General features: G+C 71.4%; 1 protein-coding gene. It reads left to right on the top strand.

The annotated features are described in order from the left end of the window. The coding region (locus tag E4P42_RS26830) for an acyltransferase domain-containing protein (protein WP_135129656.1) at positions 1 to 504 on the top strand (504 nt) is incomplete at both ends.

The raw sequence follows: 504 nt of genomic DNA on the forward strand, positions 1-504 counted from the left end.
GGCCGGCGGTGGATCGGCCTCGTCGGGCCGGGGTGTCGTCGTTCGGGGTCAGCGGCACCAACGCCCACATCATCATCGAACAAGCACCCGAACCCGAACCCGAGCCGACCACCCCGCTGACACAACCTGATTCACCCGTTCACACCCTGGTCGTCTCCGGGCGATCCACCAAGCGGATCGCGGCGACCGCAGGCGCCCTGGCGGACTGGATGACCGAATCCGGCCGCGACGTGCCGCTCGCCGAGATCGCCCACACCCTCAACCACCACCGGGCCCGCCACAGCGCCTTCGCCACCGTCTGCGCCCGCGAGCACGCGCAGGTCGTCGCCGGGCTCCGTGCGCTGTCCACCGGTGGCGCCGCCGCCGGTGTCGTTGCGGCGCATGAGGGTGTGTGTGGGTCGGGGACGGTGTTCGTGTTCTCGGGTCAGGGGTCGCAGTGGGCGGGGATGGGTCGGCGGTTGTTGGCCGAGGAGCCGGCGTTCGCGGCGGCGGTTGATGAGTTGG

Source organism: Mycobacterium sp. PS03-16, from assembly GCF_004570325.1.
Lineage (GTDB): Bacteria > Actinomycetota > Actinomycetes > Mycobacteriales > Mycobacteriaceae > Mycobacterium.